Origin of the sequence: Piscibacillus halophilus, assembly GCF_900110685.1 — a bacterium.
In the GTDB taxonomy this organism is placed as follows: domain Bacteria; phylum Bacillota; class Bacilli; order Bacillales; family Alkalibacillaceae; genus Piscibacillus; species Piscibacillus halophilus.
Map to the genome: position 1 here is coordinate 19,172 of NZ_FOES01000001.1, position 22,262 is coordinate 41,433.

Below are 22,262 nucleotides of genomic sequence, written 5' to 3' on the forward strand. Positions count from 1 at the left end.
AAGACTATGACAAACTTAAACTATAAAAATGTTATGTCATTTTTAATTATATCTATTTTTTCTTTAATTTTCTTGTTTTTAATCGGCCGTTTTGCTTACATCCAGATTACTGGAGAAGTACAATCGGTCGATTTACTTGATTATGCAGAAAAATTTCGTAACACAAGTAGCGTATTAGAAGCTGAACGTGGTGAAATTTACGATCAAACGGGAATGGTATTAGCAGGAAATAAAACCGTTTATAATATGTATGCTGTTTTAAGTGAAGAGTATTCACAAAATTCTTCAGTGGATCTTCATGTAAAAGATATTCAAAAAACTGCTAGCTCATTGGCACCTATTATTGGAATGGAAGAACAGCAAATAATAGATATTTTAGAAGAAGGAAAAGAAGAAGGATCCTTTCAGGTTGAATTTGGTCGATTCGGTAATGGGTTGTCTAAAGAACAGAAAGAAGAAATAGAGGAGCTTGATTTAACGGGAATTTATTTTGAACAAGATACAGAGCGTTATTATCCGAACGGAGCTTTTGCATCTCATGTAATTGGGTTTACTGAAGATCGATTAAATGAAGATAAGACAAAATATGAAACAGTGGGTGCTTATGGAATTGAACAAATGTATGATGAACATTTAGGTGGAAAGGATGGTTTCATACGTTCACAGAGAGATAAGTATGGGTTCAAGCTTCTAAATGCTGATGAACACGTCCAATCTCCAGAGCATGGCCATGACGTATTTTTGACAATCGATCAAAAAATACAGACATTCTTAGAAGATACGATGACTACGGTACAAGAGGAATATAACCCAAAAAGAATGGTTGCGATTGTGATGAATCCTAAAACTGGTGAAGTATTAGCGATGAGTAACCGCCCATCATTTGACCCGAATACAAGAGATGAAATCGAAAATTGGTATAATGATGCCATCTCAACCCCATTTGAACCAGGTTCGACGATGAAAATCTTCACTCTTTCTGCGGCAATTGAAGAAGGGGTTTACAATGGAGATGCTACCTTTGAATCTGGAAGATGGCGGATTAATGAAAATCGCAGCTACATTAGTGACCACAACAACGGAGAAGGCTGGGGAGAAATCACATATAATCAAGCTGTTCAGCACTCATCTAATGTTGGCTTTGCTAAAATATTGTGGGAACAGCTTAAGCCTGAGAAATATTTAGAGTATATTTCAGCTTTTCAACTTGATCAGCCGACCGAAATTGATCTAGAAGGCGAAAGGGTAGGACAAATAACATATACTTATCCTAGAGATCAAATTAATACAGCGATTGGACAAGGTTCTACGTTTACCCCTATTCAAATTATGAAAGGGGCGACTGCCCTTGCTAATGGCGGAAAAATGATGAAACCATATATTACGTCTAGGATTAGTGATATCAATGGTAATAAAACCCTTTATAAAGCTGAGCCAGAAGTTGTGGGAGAACCAATTTCTGAAGATACGGCCAATCAGGTGAAAGATATTTTAGAAACGGTTATTACATCAGAAGACGGTACTGGCGGTCCCTTTAAATTAGATAATTTCACCTCGTTTGGTAAAACAGGAACCGCACAAATTCCTGATCCTAGTGGAGGGTATAAAACTGGTGTTGGCGAATATGTGTATTCGTTTATAGGTATGGCACCAAAAGATGACCCTAAATTAATGATGTATGTAGCAGTGGAAGAGCCAGAAGTAGAATATAGTTACTATGGTTCACAAACAACCTCATATATTTATAAAACGGTGATGGAGAATAGTTTACATTATTTAGAAATTGAGCCAGATCAATCAAATGAAGATACAATAGAACCTATCAAATTAAATCAATTATATGATAGAAATACAGATACGGTCGTGAATGAACTAGAGGAACAAGGGTTTAATGTTACAGTCCTTGGTAATGGCGATCAAATAGTAGATTCTTTACCGAAAGAAAATGAATCTGTATACCCAAACAAACGTATTATTTTAGAAACAAATGGTGAGCTAACGATGCCAGATTTAACAAATTGGACGTTAAGAGATGTATTTTCCTTAGTTGAATTAGTTGATATGGAATTGGACTTTATGGGTGAAGGATTCGTAACGAAACAAAATATTTCGGCTGGTAGCTCAATATCAGATGAAAGTAAATTGGTAGTTGAGCTCAGCTCTAAATCAGATTCTAACGAAGAAGATGATGAAGAGTCAGAGAATGAAGAAATAGAAGAAGGAGAAGAAGTAGAAGGCGAACAATAATATAGTATTTGTAGAAACAGTGGTCTAAATAGATACGTTTTTTCATAGTTTTAATACAAGCATAGGTGTAAAGGAGAATGAAACATTGAGACGAATTGCTGCTATTACTGTGAAAAAACGTTTGATCGCTGTTTTTTTATTGATTGCACTATATTTTTTAATCATGGTTGGAAGGTTGGCGTATGTCCAATTGATTTCTAGTGCAGAAATATTAGAAAAAGCAGAAGAGCTATGGAGTCGTGATATCCCTCTATATGCTGAGCGAGGTAAAATATTAGATCGTAATGGAGAAGTTTTAGTGGACAATCAATTGGCTCCAACCTTAGCGGTTGTGCCAAGGCAAATTGAAAATCCAGAAGATGTCGCAAAGAAGCTGGCGGATATTATACCTATTTCGGAGGAAAAAGCTCTGGAGCATTTAACAAAAGTTGCATCAGTGGAAATTATTCATCCAGAAGGACGTAAGTTAACGGAAGAACAAGCAACCGAAATACGTATGTTAAATGAGCCAGGGGTTTATTTAGCTCAAGACTCTAAGCGATCCTATCCTCATGATGAACAGCTAGCTCATGTATTAGGGTTTACCGGAATTGATAATCAAGGTTTAATGGGACTAGAGGCTAGCTATGATGATCAACTAAGTGGCGATTCAGGTGCTTTGTCATTTTTCTCAGATGCTAAAGGAAGACGTCTTAACCAATTATCTAATCGATATAGTCCACCTGAAGATGGACAGCACTTATCATTGACGATAGATGCTGAAATTCAATCGATTGTCGAAAGAGAATTAGATATCGCTGAAGCCAAGTATGACCCTGATGGAGCACTAGCCATTGTCATGGATCCAAACAATGGTGAAATTCTTGCGATGTCTAGTAGGCCGACTTTCCATCCATCTGAATATCAATCGGTGTCTCCCGAAGTTTATAATCGAAATTTACCAGTGTTCAGCACGTATGAACCAGGTTCAACATTTAAAATTGTTACGCTAGCATCAGCCTTAGAAGAAAATCTGATTGATTTAGACAAAGATACATACTACGATTCTGGCCATGTCAAAGTAGCAGGGGCTAGAATTCGTTGTTGGCATAGCGGTGGACACGGTAGCCAGTCTTATCTAGAAGTTGTTCAAAACTCTTGTAACCCAGGTTTTGTCAATCTCGGTCAAATGTTAGGTGAAGAAAAACTATTTTCATACATTCGAGAGTTTGGTTTTGGTGAAAAGACGGGTATTGATTTGCAAGGTGAAAGTAAAGGAATATTATTTAGTGAAGATCAAATCGGTCCTGTAGAGGTAGCAACTTCTGCATTTGGTCAAGGTGTATCCGTAACCCCTATTCAACAAATTACAGCTGTTGCAGCAGCGATCAATGGCGGGTATTTGTACGAACCTTATGTTGTGAAAGGGTTAATTGACCCTGTTACGGGTGAAGAAACTGAATCACGTGAACCCACACTTAAAAAGCGGGTTATTGGTGAAGAGGCATCTAGTGAAGTACGTCGTGCGTTAGAAACGGTGGTCGCTAAAGGTACAGGACGTGGAGCTTATTTAGATGGATATCGGGTCGGAGGAAAGACTGGTACTGCACAGAAAGTAGGCCCAAATGGTCGTTATCTAGAAAACAACCATATCGTATCATTTATTGGGTTTGCACCTGCAGATGATCCACAATACTTAGTGTATATCGCCGTTGATAACCCTAAAAATACAGTCCAATTCGGTGGTGTTGTTTCAAGTCCAATAGGTGGAAAAGTCCTTGCAGATGTTTTAAGTGTTAAAGGTGTTGAAAAACGTGATGGTGGGCTTGAAAAAGAATATCAATGGACAGAACCACCACTAGTAGAGGTTCCTGGTTTAGTAGGGGAAGAAGTAAATGACATAAGAAACTTCTTATATGACCTAAGACTTGATGTTCATGGTGAGGGAGACACTATTATATCTCAATCTCCAGAGCCGGGTGAAAAAGTAGAATCAGGATCAACCATCCGAGTTTATCTAGGAGAATCCGATTAATTCAAAACTTTCATCGTTATATAAGCATAAGTTTGCTATAATATTGTTGTAATTCATTAATACTAAAGGTAGGAGATACCATGCATTTACATGAACTAGTAGAAAGTCTAAACATCTATAAAACAGACGCAGACGAGAGATTAGAAAATGTTGACGTTAAAAACATAGAAATGGATTCTAGAAAAGTTGAAAACAACTCATTATTTGTATGTATAAAAGGAACACAAGTAGACGGACATCAATTTGTTAAAGATGCTGAAGAAAATGGGGCCTGTGCAATAGTGGCTGAAGACACGGTTGATACAACCCTGCCTGTGATTTATGTACCGAGTACTGTTAAGGCATTAGCTGTTTTAGCCGATCGCTTTTACGGTACACCTAGCAAGTCCTTAAACATTGTTGGGATTACAGGCACAAATGGTAAAACAACTACTACGTACTTACTTGATGGGATCTTTAAAGAAAACAACCAAAACACAGCTATTATTGGCACTATTGATATGAAGATAGGGGATAAGACTTACCCATTAAATAATACCACTCCGGATAGTTTATTTTTGCATAAACATTTACACCTGATGAAAGAACAAGGCGTTGATACCGTTATTATGGAAGCATCCTCTCACGCTTTACATCAGGGAAGAGTCCATGGGGTTCAATTCGATACAGTCGTATTTACGAACCTTACTCAAGATCATTTAGATTATCATCTAAATATGAATGATTATGCTTATGCAAAATCACTATTATTTGCTCAATTAGGGAATGATTACACTCAAAACAAAATAGCTGTCATTAATGCCGATGATCATTATTCTGAAGTGATGTCGAAAGCATCTCCATTCCCGTTTATTCCATATGGGTTAACCGATGATGCTTATATTAAAGCGAAGAACTTAGATTTACAAGCTGATTCGACTTCGTTTGAAGTTCTTACTCCTAATGAGCAATTCAAAGTCGAATCTAGACTTACAGGAAAGTTTAATATTTATAATATTTTAGCGGCTATTTCAGTCGCTTACCAATACCGAATTTCTAGTGAGATTATTCAAAAAGCATTACGCAATATTAATGGAGTACCAGGGCGTCTGGAAAATGTCGACGTAGGTCAACCTTATTCCGTTATTGTAGATTACGCTCATACACCGGATTCATTAGAAAATGTTTTACAAACCTTAAATGAAATTAAAGAGAACCGGATTATTACAGTTGTTGGTTGTGGTGGTGACCGTGATCGTTCTAAAAGGCCGAAAATGGCAGATGCTTCAATTAAATATAGCCAATTATCGTTATTTACTTCAGATAACCCAAGAACAGAAGATCCTAAGCATATTTTGAAGGATATGACAGGTCATCTTAAGGGTGATGAGTTTAAAGTCATCATTGACCGTAAAGAAGCAATTAAGGAAGCCATTTGGACTGCTAAAGAAGGTGACATTATCTTAATTGCTGGAAAAGGTCATGAAACCTATCAAGAAGTTAATGGTGCACGCCATCACTTTGACGATCGTGAAATTGCAAAGACATACATTGAAGAAAGAATGAAGGAGTCCCAAAGCACATGAAGAAATTTGACTTGAACTTTTTAGCAGAAATCTTCCCAAATCATACAGATTTCATTAATCAAGAAATACATGAAATATATAGGGATAGTCGTGAAAAGGTCAACCATGGTTTATTTGTTCCAATAATTGGAGAAAACTTTGATGCACATGACTTTATCCCACAAGCTATTGAAAATGGCGCGGTTGCAATTTTATCAAGTCGAGAAGAATTAAATGATGTTCCAGAAGGGTTCCCGGTTTTTTACGTGGAGGATACAATTGAAGCTTTGCAGACTCTAGCTAATAGGTATCGCCACCTCGTTGACCCGATTGTCGTTGGTATAACTGGTTCAAATGGAAAAACTACAACTAAAGAAATTGTGGCTAGTTGTTTAGCTACTAAATATATTGTATGGAAGACCAAGGGGAACTTGAACAATCATATTGGTCTTCCTTTGACTGTTTTAAGCATGGAACCCAACTGTGAAGTCTTAGTGGCTGAAATGGGTATGAGTGGATTTGGTGAAATTGAACGATTGTCTCATATTGTACAGCCAGATTATGGCATTATTACGAATATAGGTGAATCCCATATTGAGTACCTTGGAAGTCGTGAGGGGATCGCAAAAGCTAAATTAGAAATTACAGCTGGTTTTTCACAAAATAGTGTCCTGATTTATGATGGTGATGAACCACTTATTGCGGGAGGATCACGTCCTTATAAAGAATTGACTTGTGGCTTTTCTGAAAACTTGGACTATGTTATTCGAGATGTCAGACAATGGAATGATTATACTGAATTTACAATCAAGGGGCAAAATGTAGAGATTCCACTATTAGGTAAACACCAAGCTAAAAATTCTACTTTTGCCTATGCTTTATGTGAAGAATTAGAGATTGATCTATCTAAAATAAAGAATCAATTAAAACAACTACAGTTGCCTTCAATGCGTTTTGAACAAATCAGAGCCATTAATGGTGCAACGATTATAAATGATGCATATAATGCTTCTGCGACATCTATGATAGCTTCCATTGATGTCTTAAAGCATATGAATTATAATAATAAAATTGTGGTTCTAGGTGATATCTTAGAATTAGGTGAGTATTCAGAAGGAGACCATAGAAGAGTTGGAGAATCGATTGATTCTTCTATTGATCAAGTATTAACGATTGGTGCAGATAGTCGTTTTATATTAGAAGGCTTAAACGATACGTTCGAAGGTACCTATCAGCACTTTGACGATAAGTCTGCGCTCACTGAATTTCTAAAAGAACAATTAGATTCTGAAACAGTTATTTTGTTCAAAGCATCTAGAGGCATAAAATTAGAAGAAATCGTAAATGAGTTAATTTAAGGGTATAAGAAGGGAAGGGAAATCTATGTTACCACAATCGGTGTTACTCATCACAATCGCAATAGCATTTCTATTCTCTGTACTAATATCCCCAGTTTTAATCCCTTTCTTAAAGAGATTAAAGTTCGGCCAAAGTATCAGAGAAGAAGGACCTCAATCGCACCAATCTAAATCTGGAACACCCACAATGGGTGGAATTCTAATTATTTTATCCATTATTTTTACATCGTTATTTGTGATATGGAAATACGAAGGAACAGGTTTTACTAGTGAGTTCTTGATCTTATTATTTGTTTTAGTTGGTTACGGATTAATAGGATTTTTAGATGACTTTATTAAAATCATAAAAAAACGTAATCTAGGTCTTACCTCTAAGCAAAAGATGTTGTTTCAACTCTTTATTGCAGTAGTGGTATATATTGTCTTACATAACCAAGGTTATGATACGACAGTTACAATACCTGGAACGGATTTTTCAATAGAGTTTGGATGGTTCTATAGTATTTTCTTATTAGTCATGTTGGTTGGAGCATCTAATGCTGTTAACTTAACCGATGGACTAGATGGGTTAGTCGCAGGAACAGCTTCTATTGCTTTTGCAGCTTTTGCTATTATAGGTACTTACCATCATGTTGAACCGGAAATCACCGTGTTTTCTTTAGCCGTTGTCGGTGCTCTATTAGGATTTTTAGTATTTAACAGTCACCCAGCTAAGGTATTTATGGGAGATACAGGGTCACTCTCAATCGGTGCTATTCTAGCCATGGTTGCGATACTCATGAAGCTTGAGATTCTTCTTGTAGTCATTGGTGGAGTATTTGTCATTGAAACGTTATCCGTTATGATTCAAGTCGTATACTTTAAGCTGACAGGCGGTAAAAGAATATTTAAGATGAGCCCATTGCATCACCATTATGAACTATCAGGTTGGTCAGAATGGCGTGTTGTTGTAACGTTCTGGTTCGTCGGGTTAATCTGTGCTGTATTAGGCTTATTTATTGAGGTGTGGATGTAGTGAAAACGTTGGACAATTTTCCATATGAAAAGGTTTTAGTGTTGGGCTTAGCCAGAAGTGGTGAAGCGGCTGCCCAATTGCTTTACGATAGTAATGTATCGTTTAGAATTAATGATTTAACTCCAATTGAAAACAACGAAGTGGCTCAAAGATTTGACCAATTAGGCATTGAAGTTGTGACAGGTAGTCATCCACAATCGGTATTAGATGATGTAGATTTGGTTGTTAAAAACCCAGGAATACCTTATAGCCATGAGATTGTTGAAGAAGCTTTAAATAGAGATATTCCAATTATTACTGAAGTGGAATTATCTTTCTATTTAATAGATGGTCCTATTATAGCCATTACGGGATCAAATGGTAAGACAACGACAACCACTTTAACATATGAGTTATTAAGAGCAGGCGGTTTAGATCCTTTAATTGCAGGAAATATTGGTAAAGTGGCTACAAACGTTGCTCGTGAACAAAAAGAAGCTCAGCCGGTTGTCATGGAGTTGTCTTCGTTTCAACTTAAGGCAATTGAGAAATTTAAGCCGGACATTGGAGTACTCATCAATATTACAGAAGCTCATTTAGACTACCATAAGACAATGGATGATTATGTTGGCTCTAAGTTGAATATTACAAAGTATCAGAATGAAAATGATATGTTAATATATAACGCTGATGATGAATGGTTAGTTAATAAAGTACAAGATTCAAAAGCAAATTTACTTCCTTTTTCAGTATCAGGTAAAAATAAAGATGGTTTATATGTTGACCATCAACAGGTATATCACAACGATGAGCTAATTGTTTATCGAGACGAGATCGCGTTACCAGGTGATCATAACTTAGAAAATATATTAGTTGGTATTGCGATTGCTAAGCAGTTTAATATACCGAATAACACTATACAATCGGTATTAAAAGCATTTACAGGTGTAAAACATCGACTTCAATATGTAAATAAGATTCATGACAGGTTCGTATACAATGACTCAAAAGCTACAAATATTTCGGCTACACTTAAAGCTATACAAGCTTTTAAACAACCGATTATTTTAATAGCCGGTGGACTTGACCGAGGAAATGAGTTTGATGAGTTAATACAAGCTTTTGAGCACGTTAAAACTTGTATTGCATATGGTCAGTCAGCATCAAAAATCAAGGAAGCTGGCGAGCGAAATCAATATAAATCTATTCAAACGGTAGACAGTCTTGAAGAAGCAACTATTAAAGCTTATGAAGTTAGTCAAGAGGGAGACGTCATTTTATTTTCCCCTGCTTGTGCTAGCTGGGATCAATTTAAATCATTTGAAGAACGTGGAGACATGTTTATTCAATTGGTGCATAAGCTGTAATAGGGGCTTGTCTACCAATAGCCCCGACTTCAATAAAGGAGTAGGGGTGTTTTTTTGTGAATAAAAAATCGGAATCCCAGATGGATTATGTTTTGTTAGCAGCTATTCTCATTTTGTTATTGATTGGTGTACTCATGGTTTATAGTGCATCTTCCGTGTGGTCTGAATATAAATTTGGGGATGCCTTTTTTTATTTAAAGCGTCAGGTATTGTTTGCCATTGTAGGTCTGATTGGAATATGGGTTATGGTCAAAATCCCATATTTTAAATGGGTTAATATGGCGGTTACCATTTATATAGTTTGTATATTATTATTGGTCGCTTTATTCATTCCTGGTATCGGAATGGTTCGTGGAGGAGCTAATAGCTGGATAGGTGTAGGAGCGTTTAGTATCCAACCGAGTGAGTTTATGAAACTAGGGTTAATCCTATTGTTTGCTAAAATACTTCCTACCAGACAACACGATTTACCTTTTCTATTTAAAGGTTTTTTTCCTATGTTAGGTCTAATCGTGTTCCCATTTGGCTTAATTATGTTACAACCAGATTTAGGAACTGGATTAGTGTTGGTTTTAACTGGAATGCTACTTTTGTTTATTGCAGGAGCGAAGATCAGTCATTTCATTGGTTTAGCTGTAATGGGTTTAGTGGCTTTAGCGGGACTCATTATATCTGCACCTTATAGGATAAGTCGGATTCAAGCGTTTTTAGATCCTTGGGAAGATCCTTTGGGTGACGGGTTTCAAATTATTCAATCCCTATATGCAATTGGCCCTGGAGGTTTAATGGGTATGGGATTTGGGAATAGTATGCAGAAGTATTTCTATTTACCTGAACCCCAGACTGACTTCATTTTTTCCGTCATGGCTGAAGAGCTTGGTCTAATAGGTGGATCCTTCATTTTATTCCTATTCTTTGTCATCGTGTGGCGAGGGATTTTAATTGCTGTTCATTCACAAGACCTATCAGCATCACTGGTGGCGTTTGGTATTACATCCATGATCATGGTTCAGGTTATGATTAATATTAGTGTTGTCATTGGACTTATTCCAGTCACTGGTATTACATTACCTTTATTAAGTTATGGAGGATCGTCATTAACTTTAACATTAGTATCATTTGGTATATTGTTAAATATCAGTCGTTATGCGACAATAAAGTAAAACTGACCCTTAAAATAGAATGAGTTTAAAGGATGGTTAAAATGCAACATATAGTAGATAAATTAAACAATAAATCCGTAGGAAAAGTAACATTAAATGAACCATTGAAAAAACATACGACAATAAAAATCGGCGGTCCAGCTGATTTGTTTATTCGCCCTAATTCAATTGAAGCACTACATGATACTTTAGAGATTTTAAGAGAGCATGATATACCTGTTAGAGTTATAGGGCGTGGATCTAATTTATTAATTCCAGATGAAGGGATTCGGGGTGCCGTCATTCAATTCGGAAAAGGCCTTGATCACCTAGTAGTTAATGAGGACCAAATACTAGTTGGTGGCGGATACCCATTAGTCCGATTAGCTGCTATTATTAGTCGTGACGAACTTAGCGGCTTTGAATTCGCTGGAGGTATTCCTGGTAGTGTTGGAGGAGCTGTTTTTATGAATGCTGGCGCACACGGCTCCGATATTTCCAAAATATTAGTCAAAGCCCATATTTTATTTGAAGATGGAACGACTGAGTGGTTATCAAATGAAGATATGAAATTTGATTATCGAAAATCTGTTTTACAAAATGAACGAAAAGGGTATTGTTTAGAAGCTGTCTTTCAGTTGCAAAAAGGAAATAAAAAAGAAATCTTAGCTGAAATGAATAAGCATAAAGATTATCGTCGAGAAACACAACCATGGGATTATCCATGTGCTGGAAGTATTTTTAGAAACCCTCTACCAAACCATGCTGGACAATTAGTAGAAGAATTGGGCCTTAAAGGGCATCAAATAGGAGGGGCTAAGATCTCTGAAATGCATGGAAATTTTATTGTGAATGATGGTGACGCTTCCTACCATGATGTCATGGCTTTGATTCAACTCATTAAAGAGCAAGTGAAAGAAAATTATGATATCGATATGGTTACAGAGGTTGAAATTCTTTAAATTAAGCAAAAATACCTTATTTTTAAACCGTCGAATTATGCTATAATAATGAAATAGAATCTATTTATTAAGGGGAAACTTTTTGAATGGCTGAAAAAAAAGTAGTTTCGATTGAAGATCGAATTCCTCAACTAAAACAACTAAGAAAGAAAAAAGCAAATAGACGGTTTATTACATATTTAACGTTAATTTTGCTTTTAATCCTCGTGATTGTTTATTTACAGTCACCGCTTAGTCATATTTATTCTGTAAATGTAGAAAACAACAGAGTAGTTGATACAGAGGAAATTATAGAATTAAGTGAATTATCACGTGACCAATCATTTTGGTCCATTGATCAAGAAGCAGTTGTAGAAAAAATTGAAAATCATCAAGAAATTAGTGACGTGACTGTTAATCGAAGTTGGTATAATCAAGTGACTATATCAGTTGAAGAGTATAGTCGAGTAGGTTATGTTAAATCTAGCAATCTATTTAAACCAATTTTAGAGAATGGTAAAGTATTGGATGATACTGAATTAAAGGTTCCTAAAGGAGATGCACCGGTATTATATGGTTTTTCTGAACAAGAACCTTTAACCCGTTTGACTCAACAGTTGGCTGAATTAGATTCGGCGGTTGTCCAATTGATTTCAGAAATTTATTGGGAACCTGAGGATACGAACAAAGATCAAATTAGGATGTTTACTACTGATGGACATGAAGTCATCGCATCCATTCATAATTTCAAGGATAAAATGAAATTGTATCCTTCCATTGCACAACAAGTGACATCTGATATGGAGGGGATTCTTTATATCGATGTTGGTGCATATTTTCAGCCATATAACTCAAACGATGAAGTTGAGTTAGAAGCATCTGAAGAGGAATAAGTAGTTTAATTGAAGGCTTGTTATTTTTTTGAAGTTTCTAGAAGGTATTATCTAATAAATATGGAATTAAAGAATAAGGAATAGAACATGTTATGAGCCTTAGTCGGAGGTGCAAATGTTGAATCGTAGTGAAATATTAGTCAGTCTAGATATCGGTACTTCCAAAGTCAAAGTAATAATCGGAGAAGTTTCCAAAGATACGATGAATGTTATTGGGGTTGGAGTTGCTGAATCAAAAGGAATGAAAAAAGGTGCAATTGTAGATATTGATCAAACCGTTCATTCTATACAAAATGCAGTTGATCAAGCAGAACGTATGGTGGATATGGAAATCCATCGTGTCATTGTAAGTATTAATGGTAGTCATATTGATTTGCAAGACTGCCATGGGGTCGTTGCAGTATCAAGTGAAACCCGTGAAATATCTGATGAAGACATTGAACGAGTTATTGAAGCTTCACAAGTCATGTCGATTCCTCCAGAAAGAGAAATCGTTGATGTTTATCCTAAACAGTTTATAGTCGATGGACAAGATGAAATTACAGACCCAAGAGGAATGATTGGCGTTCGATTAGAGATGCAAGGTACTTTAATCACGTGTGGTCGAACTAACTTACATAACATTTTAAAATGTGTTGAAAGAGCAGGATTAGAGGTTCAAGATATTTGTCTACAACCACTAGCATCTGGTGATGTTGCTCTATCAAGAGATGAGAAAAATTTAGGTGTTGGATTAGTTAATATTGGGGCTGGAAGTACAACGATTTCAGTTTTCGCGGATGGGAATTTAGTACAAACTTCAGTGATTCCACTTGGTGGAGACAATATTACAAAAGACCTTTCTATAGGGTTGAAAACAACGACTGAAGAAGCTGAAATCATTAAGCAGGAATATGGACATGCTTACTTAAAGGAAGCTTTGGAAGAAAACACTTTTTCTGTGACAACGATTGGTAGCAATGACCAACAAACCTTTAGTCAGGTTCAAATAACAGAAATTATTGAAGCTAGGTTGGCTGAAATTTATCATTTTGTTATGCAAGAGTTTCGAAGAATGGGATATCGTGATTTACCTGGTGGCTATGTACTAACAGGTGGAGTTATGAGTCTTCCTGGCGTGGATTTACTCGCTAGAGACATTTTTCAATCCAATGTTAGAATTTCAGTTCCAACTCATATAGGTGTTCGAGAACCACACTTTACAGTTGGTTTAGGAACCTTGCAATTTGCTTATCGTAATGCGAAAATACAAGGTAAAGAATATGTTACCGGAGTTAAAATTGAAGAACAAGAAACGAATCCGAAACCAACTAAACCAACTAAACCAACCAAACCATCTAAATCTATTAAAGTTGAAAAGAAAGAGAAGAAAGAACCTGAAAAGACAAGAAGTAAGAATAAAGACAGTATAGTAAAACGACTTCAAAACTACTTTTTCGATTGATATGAGTGATTCCTTCACAAAAAGTCACTGAATGTAATTTTGAAACAATAGGAGGAACAAAGATGTTAGATTTCGAATCAAATGTAGATCAATTAGCTAAAATAAAAGTAATCGGTTGTGGCGGCGGTGGGAGTAACGCTGTTAACCGAATGATTGAACATGGAGTACAAAATGTAGAATTTATCGCGGTGAACACAGATGCGCAAGCTCTTAATCTATCAAAAGCTGAAACCAAACTTCAAATTGGTGAGAAATTAACTAGAGGACTCGGGGCAGGTGCGAACCCAGAAGTCGGTAAGAAAGCTGCAGAAGAAAGTAAAGAGTTAATCGAAGAGGCGTTAGCTGGTGCTGATATGGTTTTCGTTACCGCTGGTATGGGAGGCGGAACTGGAACAGGTGCTGCCCCGGTTATTGCTCAGATTGCTAAAGAATTAAATGCTTTAACAGTTGGAGTAGTGACCCGTCCATTCTTGTTCGAAGGTCGTAAACGTTCTACACAGGCGACAAGTGGTGTTGAATCACTTAAAGCCAACGTAGATACACTTATTGTGATTCCAAATGATCGATTATTAGAAATCGTCGATAAAAACACACCTATGTTAGAAGCTTTCCGTGAAGCGGACAACGTATTGCGTCAAGGTGTACAAGGTATTTCTGATTTAATTGCCGTACCTGGATTAATTAACGTCGACTTCGCTGACGTCAAAACGATTATGGCAGATAAAGGCTCTGCTTTAATGGGGATCGGTGTTGCGACAGGCGAAAGCCGAGCAACTGAAGCTGCTAAAAAAGCTATTTCCTCTCCATTATTAGAAACATCTATAGATGGCGCTCATGGTGTTTTAATGAACATCTCAGGTGGAGCTAATTTAAGTCTCTTTGAAGTACAAGAAGCAGCAGAAATTGTTACTTCAGCAGCTGACCAAGAAGTTAACGTGATTTTCGGTTCCGTCATTAATGAAAATCTAAAAGATGAAATCGTGGTTACGGTTATTGCGACTGGCTTCGATGAGAATAAGAAGGAAGAATACAATCAAAATCCAAGCTTCCAACAAAAGCCAACACAAAACCCTTCACCAATTGGAGGAGGACAATCACAGCAGCAACAACAACCTAGACAGGAAGCGCCTAGACGTAAACCTTCATTTGAAGAAGATACATTAGACATTCCAACATTCTTAAGAAATCGAAATCGCGATCGATAAGAATACTTAACCCTTGAAGATGATAAATCTTCAGGGGTTTTTTGATATAGCTATCCTTTTTTCTGTATTTTTGTTTTCTATCCGGGAGGGAGGACTCGCACTTGAATATGAAATATATAACAAATCGCTGTGATTCAGATTAGACAAAAGGTATCAAAATTAGATGAGAAAAGAGCCGAAAAATTGACATGATTTTTCGGCTCTCTTTTTTATACTTTTATATAAATAGAACTTGATCATTAATTGCAAAAAACAGAAAACTAATTTAACTAGGGATGAATGCCGTGCAAATCTATTTAGATTTAATCTGGATACTCAATTTTATATTTGATTGGTTAGTATTGCTCGTAGTTGCATGGGCCATCCGCCAACCTTTTTCTCACTTAAGGTTATTATTTGCTAGTTTATACGCTTCTTTAATTGTACCTTTGTCATTTGTTCCAAGTTTGGACTGGCTTAATTGGCCACTAGTTAAGTTAGCCTATTCAATCGGGATTATATTAATTGCATTTCCTTTTCACTCGATTCGACGATTTGTAGTTTATTTTTTTAGTTTTTACTTTATCAATTTTTCCATTGGAGGTGGATTATTTGGATTACATTATTTCTTACAGTCTCAACAAATTAATCTGCCCTGGTTAAATCAAGTTGCATATGGAAACATGGTTAGTTGGATATTCGTACTAATCTTTTTCCCAATCTTTATTTATTTCACCAAAGATCGTTTGCAAAATTTATCCGTTATTAAGTTAAAACACGAACAAATTTATGATGTAGCTGTGCACATTGATGTGCAAAACAAGTACTATTTGAAAGGTTTCTATGATACAGGCAACCAACTCACCCATCCACTAACGAATAAGCCCATTATGCTGATTGATGAAATCATTGCTAAATCATTGTTTGGTCAAGAGAAGGTTGAACAATTAAAATCTAAGCCTTTTCATGAACCTGATTACGAAAATCCATTTGAATATATCCCATTAAAAAAAGCAGGAGGTGATATTGGGTATATCCCTGTATTTCAAGTAAATCAAATATCCATCAGAGTGAATGACTTTATTCATTCTTCTAAACGAGTTTATGTTGGAATTCACTTTGGAGAATTCTCAAATAGCATGTCTTATAACTGCTTACTACACCCATTACTATTTCAATCTAAAAATACTAAGGTTCAACATGTGAAAGGAGTAATCTAATGAAGCGAGTATGGTACCGAATAAAATTTTTCTTTTTATCAATCGTATTAAAATTAAGAGGCAAGGCAGATGAGGTTTATTATATTGGAGGAAGCGAGGCATTACCTCCACCGTTATCCAAAGAAGAAGAAAAAGAAATGCTTGATCGTGTAGTTGAAGGTGATGACAGAGCTAAATCTAAATTAATTGAACATAACTTACGGTTGGTCGTCTATATCGCAAAAAAATTTGAGAATACAGGCATCCATATTGAAGATTTAATTAGTATTGGCTCAATTGGACTGATTAAGGCCGTCAATACATTTAACCCAGAGAAAAATATTAAATTAGCGACATATGCATCTAGATGTATAGAAAATGAAATACTAATGTACTTAAGAAGGAATAATAAACGTAAAACTGAGATTTCTTTTGATGAACCTCTAAATGTAGATTGGGATGGTAATGAGTTATTATTATCAGATGTTTTAGGAACCGATGAAAATATCATTACGAAAGACTTGGACTTATCTGTTGATAAAAATTTATTAAAATCAGCTTTATCAAAATTAACAGGTCGAGAAAAACAAATCATGGAAATGCGATTTGGTCTTAGCGGCCATAAAGAACAAACTCAAAAAGATGTTGCAGAACAATTAGGAATATCACAATCTTATATTTCTCGCTTAGAGAAAAAAATTATAAGAAGGTTAAAAAAAGAATTTAATAAAATGGTTTAAAAACCTTATCTTTCCTGTATGCTTCCCTTTTCGCGAAATTGTATTAACCGAGTATAATATTTTGAAAATAATAGATGCCGCATAAAAACTTCCGTTATGGAGACACTTTAAACTGAACATCATCTCCATGCGGGAGGGGCATATATGTCAAGACATAAAGTTGAAATATGCGGTGTCGATACATCGAAGCTACCAGTCTTAACGAACGAAGAGATGCGAGACCTATTTAGAAGAATGCAATCTGGAGAAGTACAAGCTAGGGAAGAATTAGTGAACGGAAACCTAAGACTCGTTTTAAGTGTCATTAAACGATTTAATCATCGTGGAGAAAATGTCGATGATTTGTTCCAAGTAGGATGTATTGGGTTAATGAAATCAATCGATAATTTTGACCTTGGACAAAATGTTAAATTCTCCACCTATGCAGTACCAATGATTATTGGTGAAATTAGAAGATATTTAAGAGATAACAACCCTATAAGAGTGTCAAGATCATTAAGAGATATTGCTTATAAGGCGTTACAAGTTAAAGAGCAACTAATGAGTAAAACTTCTACGGAACCAACGACACAAGAAATAGCACGTGAGATGGATGTACCTCAGGAAGATGTTGTTTTTGCGTTAGATGCAATTCAAGATCCTGTTTCGTTATTTGAACCAATTTATAACGATGGTAGTGATCCGATTTTTGTCATGGATCAGCTTAAAGATGAAAAACAAAAGGATTCGTCTTGGATTAATGATTTGGCGATCCGTGAAGGTATTAAAGGGTTAAATGATCGAGAAAAATTGATTATTAATCAACGCTTCTTTGAAGGGAAAACTCAAATGGAAGTAGCTGAAGAGATCGGAATCTCACAAGCTCAAGTTTCCCGTTTAGAGAAATCAGCAATTAAAGAAATGAATAAAAATGTTTTAGAAAATTAATATTCAATCAAGGTAGTCCCTGAATTTCAGGGGCTATTTTTTTATGTTATTTCATATATGTATGACAAAGGGGGGATTATGATGTTGTTATCAGAGTTACAAACGAAGGATATCATTAATGTTGAAAACGGTGAAAAAATAGGCTTTGTCAATGACTTAGAAATTGACGTGACAGTTGGCGTCGTATTAGCATTGGTCGTAACAACACGAAGTAAATTGTTTGGTTTATTTGGTCAAGATGAGGAATTATTAATACGTTGGTCACATATCGACACCATTGGCGAAGATGTTATATTAGTTCGTGTACCTTCCAGAAGACAAATAGAGTCCGAAATATAGAAGAAAATTGGCTTAAACTATGATAAAATGGGAGTAATATAAGGAGCGATATCATGGAAATATTGGAATTATCTAAACATCAATTACTAGAAGTTTCCCCTTGGAAAGAATCCGGGGTCCGTGCAGGTTTTTCAACGAGAAAAGGTGGCTTTAGTGAACCGCCATTTGACTCCATGAATTTAGGTATCCACGTTCATGACCAAAAAGAGCATGTATTAAAAAATAGACAACGCTTTAGTGAGCTAATTGATACTAATTTAGATCAATGGAAGTCATTGAATCAAGTTAATAGTGACCAAATAGTTGATTTATCTGAACCTTATGATGACCAACAGTATATACATCATGACCCAAAAGAAAATGCAGATGGTATGATCACCAATGTAAAGGGAGATGTTCTGACAGCTTTTTATGCTGATTGTGTTCCGCTATTGTTTAAATCAAAAAATTCTAAATGGATAGGGGTGGCGCATGCTGGTTGGAAAGGAACGGTTCAAGAAATTGGCCCTAAGATGATCCAGCGTTTTGGTGAAAAAGGTATTAAACCAGCTGAAATGGAGGTCGTGATTGGACCTTGCATTTCTAAAAAGAATTATGAGGTGGATCAACGTGTAGTTGACCATATTCCACCTAAATACCATAATGAGGTTTTAACCCCTACAACAGAAGGACATTATTTATTGGATTTAAAACGACTAAATTTTCTATATTTAGTCGACAATGATCTTAACCATGATGATATTTATATTACGAATTATTGTACTTATGAGGATGAAGAGTGGCTATATTCTTATAGACGCGACAAAGGTAAAACAGGACGTATGATGGCTTTTATATATTTAACATAAACCACTAGACGTACAAGAGGGGATATTTATGTCGATTCAGGAGAACTATGAAAAAATCATGAAGCGAATTATTCAGGCTTGTCAGCGTTCGGGGCGTCAAGCCGATGACATTCAAATGATTGCAATAACGAAATATGTTTCAATTGAAACAGCCCAAAAAGCTGTTGATACAGGAATTAAAAATCTTGGAGAAAATCGCCTTGAGGGCTTTCAAAAAAAATATCATGCTATTGGAAATCAAGTAAAGTGGCATTTTATTGGTACATTACAGTCAAGAAAAGTAAAAAATATTATAGAAGAAGTCGATTACATTCATTCCTTGGATCGTCTTTCCTTAGCTAAGGAAATTAATAAACGATCTAAACGAAAGATTCCATGTTTTGTACAAGTTAATACGAGTGGTGAAGAATCAAAACATGGTTTAGATCCTGATGAATTACAGTCTTTTATAGACCAATTAAGTCAGTATGAAAATGTTGAGGTTGTTGGTTTGATGACCATGGCCCCTTTAATAGAGGATCAAGATACAATTCGTTCTTGCTTTAAGAAGCTGCGTCATTTAAGAGATGAAGTGCGTGATCGACAACTTGAATACGCACCTTGTACATATTTATCAATGGGAATGAGTCATGATTTTGAGATCGCGATTGAAGAAGGGGCGACTCATATAAGAATTGGTTCAAGTTTAGTAGGCAACAAGAGTAAATAAGAGGAGGTTCAACCATGAGTTTGAAAGATAAAATTAAATCATTTTTTGAATTTGAGGAGTATGATGAAACGGAAGAACCTGTTCGTCAACAAAGAGAACAAGAGCCGAGTAATGAGCAAGAACATACTTCACAGAAGCAAAAAGACAACATTGTTAGTCTTAAATCGATCCAGCAAGACGCCAAAATGGTATTATGTGAACCAACCGAATATAATGAAGCTCAGGAGTTGGCTAACCATTTAAAGAAGCGTCAATCTATTGTGGTGAATCTACAACGTTTAGATCCTCAAACAGGGCGTAGAGTCGTAGATTTCTTAAGCGGCACCGTCTATGCACTAAACGGAAATATTCAGAAATTAGGTCAACAAACTTTTCTATGTACACCAGAACACGTTAATATATCAGGAAATATTAGCCAACTATTTGATGAAGAAGAACAATTTAATGGAAAGTAGGTAAATAGTATGATGATGTACTTAGCCAATATTATTATTCTTGGTTTAGAAATTTATTCATTTGCGTTAATTGCTTATATTTTAATGTCTTGGTTCCCAGGCGCGAGAGATTCGTCAATTGGCCAAATGTTAGGCAAAATTTGTGAACCTTTTTTAGAACCATTTAGAAAAATAATACCGCCATTAGGTATGATCGATATTTCCCCAATTGTAGCTATTATTGTATTAAACCTTGCAGCACAAGGCGCTCGAGTATTGTTCTATAATATTTTATTTTAAATTCAATTATTATAACCGATATAAGTAGTGAGGGTAATTATGGACATCTATCAACATTTTAGACAAGAAGAACAAGCTTTTATCGATCAAGCCTTAGATTGGAAAGAGCAAGTTGAAGTACAATATAAAAGAGTGGTAACAGACTTCTTAGACCCTCGCGAACAAACGATATTTCAGTCTATTATTGGTAAGCAAAGTGATCTTCAACTTCGTTTTTTTGGCGGTTATGACCAAGCTGAACGTAAACAAGCCATTTTAGCTCCTTTTTACGAAGAGGTTGGACAAGATCAATTTGATTTAACTGTATTAGAAGGGTCTTATCATCAAAAATTTGTATCATTAAGTCACAGAGATGTATTAGGGACGTTAATGTCTTTAGGGATTCAACGCAAGAAAATTGGAGATTTAATAGTCGAGGATGGTATATTTCAGATTATTTTAGATCGAGACATTGCAGTTTTCGTACAGATGCAGTTAACGAAAATCAAACATACATCGATTTCGTTAAAAGAAGTTCCCTTTACGCAAATTATTGAGCCGAAACATAAATGGGACGAAAAAGATACTACGGTATCATCTACTAGACTAGATGTTGTATTAAAAGAAATTTATCAGATGTCCCGACAAAAAGCTCAAGATTTTATAAACAAAGAAGCTGTGAAGGTCAATTACCGTGTTGTCCAAGATCCTGCTTTTACTGTTGAGCCTGGAGATTTAATTTCACTAAGGAAAAAGGGAAGAAGTAAAGTCATCGATATTTTGGGCGAAACTAAAAAACAAAAGTATCTTATTCGTATAGCAAAATTAAAGTAAAATATTGAAGGAATTAAATAGTTGTTGTCGAATATAGAACAGTAATCTACCGACGTATGAGTACAATAAGGGGGCAATAAGAATGGGATTAACGCCATTAGATATCCATAACAAGGAATTTACTAGAGGTTTTCGTGGTTATGATGAAGACGAAGTAAATGAGTTTTTAGATCAAGTGATTAAAGATTTTGAAAAGGTCATTCGTGAGAAAAAGTCATTAGAAGATAGAGTAAAGGAACTAGAGGAAAAGAATAGTCATTTTAACAACATTGAAGAAACGTTAAATCGTTCGATATTAGTCGCTCAGGAAACAGCTGATGAAGTGAAAAACAACGCTAATAAGGAAGCAAAATTAATCATTAAAGAAGCTGAGAAGAACGCAGATCGCATCGTGAATGAAGCATTAGCAAAATCACGTACAGTTTCGATGGAAATTGAAGAGCTTAAGAAACAAGCTAAAGTGTTCCGTACAAGATTGAAAATGTTAGTCGAAGCTCAATTAGATATCATTGATAATGATGACTGGGAAGACTTATTTCAGTTAGAGTCGGAAGAAGATGATGAACAGCGAATTGATGAATATTCAACTTCTGAATAATTTTTCTTGACGAAATTCGCATTTTTCCATATAATTTCATATCGTATAATAATATTAAAAATGATTTAAAAACGTAGATGGGAACAGTACTTAAGAGTTATGCGTTTAAGCGAGCTAGGGTTGGTGCGAGCCTAGTAACGATACCTTAAGGAAGATCATCCCGGAGTTCCTTTTTGAACGAAGTAGAAAAGGACGGTTCATTCACGTTAAGAATGTTGAGTGGAATA

General features: G+C 35.7%; 21 protein-coding genes and 1 other annotated feature (1 of these 22 cut by a window edge). All 21 genes read left to right on the forward strand.

Annotated elements, in window-relative coordinates; translation table 11 throughout:
- The first annotated feature begins 6 nt into the window (after window positions 1–6).
- The 21 genes from BMY57_RS00130 (at window position 7) to BMY57_RS00230 (ending at window position 22,035) form a co-directional block, all read left to right on the forward strand.
- Window positions 7–2,247: a penicillin-binding protein gene (locus tag BMY57_RS00130; RefSeq protein ID WP_091771983.1), complete on the forward strand. Its 2,241-nt coding sequence runs from the start codon at window positions 7–9 to the stop codon at window positions 2,245–2,247.
- 85 nt (window positions 2,248–2,332) lie between these two features.
- Window positions 2,333–4,261 (forward strand): stage V sporulation protein D, encoded by a 1,929-nt coding sequence (locus BMY57_RS00135; protein WP_091771984.1) that lies wholly within the window; start codon window positions 2,333–2,335, stop codon window positions 4,259–4,261.
- An 80-nt stretch (window positions 4,262–4,341) separates the two neighbouring features.
- A complete protein-coding gene (locus BMY57_RS00140) occupies window positions 4,342–5,826 on the forward strand; it encodes a UDP-N-acetylmuramoyl-L-alanyl-D-glutamate--2,6-diaminopimelate ligase (protein ID WP_091771985.1) in 1,485 nt (494 codons plus the stop codon).
- Entirely contained in the window at window positions 5,823–7,163 is a 1,341-nt protein-coding gene (locus BMY57_RS00145) for a UDP-N-acetylmuramoyl-tripeptide--D-alanyl-D-alanine ligase (protein ID WP_091771986.1), read from the forward strand. The genes BMY57_RS00140 and BMY57_RS00145 overlap by 4 nt, the downstream gene beginning before the upstream one ends.
- 25 nt (window positions 7,164–7,188) lie before the next feature.
- Window positions 7,189–8,178, forward strand: a complete 990-nt coding sequence (gene mraY, locus BMY57_RS00150; protein ID WP_091771987.1) for a phospho-N-acetylmuramoyl-pentapeptide-transferase — start codon at window positions 7,189–7,191, stop codon at window positions 8,176–8,178.
- Window positions 8,178–9,524, forward strand: a complete 1,347-nt coding sequence (murD, locus tag BMY57_RS00155) for a UDP-N-acetylmuramoyl-L-alanine--D-glutamate ligase (RefSeq protein ID WP_091771988.1) — start codon at window positions 8,178–8,180, stop codon at window positions 9,522–9,524. The genes mraY and murD overlap by 1 nt, the downstream gene beginning before the upstream one ends.
- 80 nt (window positions 9,525–9,604) lie before the next feature.
- On the forward strand, window positions 9,605–10,687 hold the full coding sequence (gene spoVE / locus BMY57_RS00160; protein ID WP_091772191.1) for a stage V sporulation protein E: 1,083 nt from the start codon (window positions 9,605–9,607) through the stop codon (window positions 10,685–10,687).
- 41 nt (window positions 10,688–10,728) lie between these two features.
- Window positions 10,729–11,628, forward strand: coding sequence for a UDP-N-acetylmuramate dehydrogenase (gene murB / locus BMY57_RS00165; protein ID WP_091771989.1), 900 nt, complete (start codon window positions 10,729–10,731; stop codon window positions 11,626–11,628).
- An 86-nt stretch (window positions 11,629–11,714) separates the two neighbouring features.
- On the forward strand, window positions 11,715–12,500 hold the full coding sequence (locus tag BMY57_RS00170) for a cell division protein FtsQ/DivIB (RefSeq protein WP_091771990.1): 786 nt from the start codon (window positions 11,715–11,717) through the stop codon (window positions 12,498–12,500).
- A gap of 118 nt (window positions 12,501–12,618) precedes the next feature.
- On the forward strand, window positions 12,619–13,944 hold the full coding sequence (ftsA, locus tag BMY57_RS00175; RefSeq protein WP_091771991.1) for a cell division protein FtsA: 1,326 nt from the start codon (window positions 12,619–12,621) through the stop codon (window positions 13,942–13,944).
- A 62-nt stretch (window positions 13,945–14,006) separates the two neighbouring features.
- The gene (ftsZ, locus tag BMY57_RS00180) at window positions 14,007–15,149 is read left to right on the forward strand and encodes a cell division protein FtsZ (protein ID WP_091771992.1); all 1,143 of its coding nucleotides are present in this window, start codon (window positions 14,007–14,009) and stop codon (window positions 15,147–15,149) included.
- Window positions 15,150–15,433: 284 nt separating this feature from the next.
- Window positions 15,434–16,348, forward strand: a complete 915-nt coding sequence (gene spoIIGA / locus BMY57_RS00185) for a sigma-E processing peptidase SpoIIGA (RefSeq protein ID WP_177176299.1) — start codon at window positions 15,434–15,436, stop codon at window positions 16,346–16,348.
- On the forward strand, window positions 16,348–17,067 hold the full coding sequence (gene sigE, locus BMY57_RS00190) for an RNA polymerase sporulation sigma factor SigE (RefSeq protein WP_091771994.1): 720 nt from the start codon (window positions 16,348–16,350) through the stop codon (window positions 17,065–17,067). Before spoIIGA ends, sigE begins: the two co-directional genes overlap by 1 nt.
- Before the next feature lie 144 nt (window positions 17,068–17,211).
- Window positions 17,212–17,994, forward strand: coding sequence for an RNA polymerase sporulation sigma factor SigG (gene sigG / locus BMY57_RS00195; RefSeq protein WP_091771995.1), 783 nt, complete (start codon window positions 17,212–17,214; stop codon window positions 17,992–17,994).
- An 81-nt stretch (window positions 17,995–18,075) separates the two neighbouring features.
- Entirely contained in the window at window positions 18,076–18,333 is a 258-nt protein-coding gene (locus tag BMY57_RS00200; protein ID WP_091771996.1) for a YlmC/YmxH family sporulation protein, read from the forward strand.
- Window positions 18,334–18,386: 53 nt separating this feature from the next.
- Window positions 18,387–19,181 (forward strand): peptidoglycan editing factor PgeF, encoded by a 795-nt coding sequence (pgeF, locus tag BMY57_RS00205; protein WP_091771997.1) that lies wholly within the window; start codon window positions 18,387–18,389, stop codon window positions 19,179–19,181.
- A gap of 28 nt (window positions 19,182–19,209) precedes the next feature.
- The gene (locus BMY57_RS00210) at window positions 19,210–19,890 is read left to right on the forward strand and encodes a YggS family pyridoxal phosphate-dependent enzyme (RefSeq protein ID WP_091771998.1); all 681 of its coding nucleotides are present in this window, start codon (window positions 19,210–19,212) and stop codon (window positions 19,888–19,890) included.
- Window positions 19,891–19,904: 14 nt separating this feature from the next.
- Window positions 19,905–20,345: a cell division protein SepF gene (locus BMY57_RS00215; RefSeq protein ID WP_091771999.1), complete on the forward strand. Its 441-nt coding sequence runs from the start codon at window positions 19,905–19,907 to the stop codon at window positions 20,343–20,345.
- 12 nt (window positions 20,346–20,357) lie between these two features.
- Window positions 20,358–20,624, forward strand: a complete 267-nt coding sequence (locus BMY57_RS00220; RefSeq protein ID WP_091772192.1) for a YggT family protein — start codon at window positions 20,358–20,360, stop codon at window positions 20,622–20,624.
- Window positions 20,625–20,663: 39 nt separating this feature from the next.
- Window positions 20,664–21,437: a YlmH family RNA-binding protein gene (locus BMY57_RS00225; RefSeq protein ID WP_091772000.1), complete on the forward strand. Its 774-nt coding sequence runs from the start codon at window positions 20,664–20,666 to the stop codon at window positions 21,435–21,437.
- A gap of 82 nt (window positions 21,438–21,519) precedes the next feature.
- Window positions 21,520–22,035: a DivIVA domain-containing protein gene (locus BMY57_RS00230; protein WP_091772001.1), complete on the forward strand. Its 516-nt coding sequence runs from the start codon at window positions 21,520–21,522 to the stop codon at window positions 22,033–22,035.
- A 65-nt stretch (window positions 22,036–22,100) separates the two neighbouring features.
- Window positions 22,101–22,262, forward strand: a binding site (T-box leader) (it continues 53 nt past the right edge of the window).